The sequence below is a fragment of the Georgenia wangjunii genome (assembly GCF_036421975.1).
GTDB lineage: Bacteria > Actinomycetota > Actinomycetes > Actinomycetales > Actinomycetaceae > Georgenia_A > Georgenia_A wangjunii.
On sequence record NZ_JAZGON010000024.1, the window covers coordinates 1 to 1,512 of the forward strand.

A 1,512-nucleotide genomic window follows, 5' to 3' on the forward strand; every position below is an offset into this window, starting at 1 on the left:
CGTCCGCTCACTGCGCAGACTCTTCCTGGCTGGCGGTCCTGTCAGGCATCTTGTTGGTGCCGGCGGCACAGGGTCGTCGGTGCATCTGGTTCCACCGGACTACCGCCTAGCGTCCGCTGACCTTCGAGGTCCGGCATGAGTTCTGCGGGGTCCGATGGTCCCAGGACACGAGCGACTGGCGACAGGGCTATGCGCCATCAAGAGCGCCGATCAGTGAGCGACCGGTTTCGTGGCCTGGAACCACCGGGTGCCCACCTGCTGCTGCAACAGCTGGAGGACGTCATGAGTGTTGAACACGAACAGCCCGGCCGTCGAGAAGGACGACAGCTCACCGCCGGAATCGACTGGGCCAGCACCGAGCACGCCGTCGCCTTCGTCGACGACAACGGCGTCCAGGTCCAGCGCGCGAACGTCCAGCACGACGCCGCCGGCCTACGCCGGCTGGTGCGCCTACTGGCGTCTTCCGGCGTCATGGACGTCGCGATCGAACGGGGTGACGGCCCGCTGGTCGACGCACTGCTCGAGGGCGGGTTCACCGTGTTCGTGGTCCCCCCGAACCAGGTCCGCAGCCTGCGGCGCAGGTACGGGGCCGCAGGGAACAAGGACGACCGCTTCGACGCCTACGTCCTGGCCGACACCGTACGCACCGACCGGGCCCGGCTGCGCCCGCTGACCCCCGACTCGACCGCCACGATCACGCTGCGGATGACCGTACGTGCCCGCAAAGACCTGGTCGCCGCACGCATCGCAATGGCCAACCAGCTGCGCGCCCACCTGCAGCACGTCCTGCCCGGAGCCATCGGACTGTTCCGCGACATCGACTCCGCGATCACCTTGAGCTTCCTGACCCGGTTCGACACCCAGGACAAGGTCGACTGGCTCTCACCTCGACGGCTGGAGAACTGGCTACGCACCCAGAACTACCCCAACCCCGCCCGCGCCCCCCGACTTCACGCCCACCTCGTGGCCGCCGCCCGCGGCACCAGCGGCGAGGAAGCAGCCGCCAGATCGCACGTCACCGCCGCGCTCGTCACTGCCCTGGGTTGCCTGCGCGAACAGATCAGCGCACTGGAGGACCAGATCACCGCCCAGCTCGACCGCCACCCCGACGCTGCCGTCTTCACATCGCTACCCAAGGCCGGCGTCGTACGCGCCGCCCGGCTGCTCGTCGAGATCGGCGACGCCCGAGGCCGCTACCCAACACCCGAGTCCCTGATCAATGCCGCTGGCGCAGCACCGTCCACCCGACAATCGGGAAAGGTCAAGATCGTCAGCTTCCGCTGGGCCGTCGACAAAGAACTCCGCGGCGCGGTCGTCGACTTCGCTGGCGATTCCCATCACGCCAATCCCTGGGCCGCTGACGTCTACCAACGTGCCCGCGCCCGAGGCCACGACCATCCCCACGCGACCCGCGTCCTCGCTCGCGCGTGGCTAAACGTCATCTGGCGATGCTGGCAAGACGGCGTCCCCTACAACCCCGACCGCCACCGCGCCCTGAACACCCTTCTCGCC

1 protein-coding gene is annotated in these 1,512 nt (G+C 68.5%); it reads left to right on the forward strand.

Annotated elements, in window-relative coordinates; genetic code table 11:
* Positions 1–282: 282 nt before the first annotated feature.
* A partial coding sequence (locus V2J63_RS15730; RefSeq protein WP_331231937.1) for an IS110 family RNA-guided transposase occupies positions 283–1,512 on the forward strand: 1,230 nt, incomplete at its 3' end.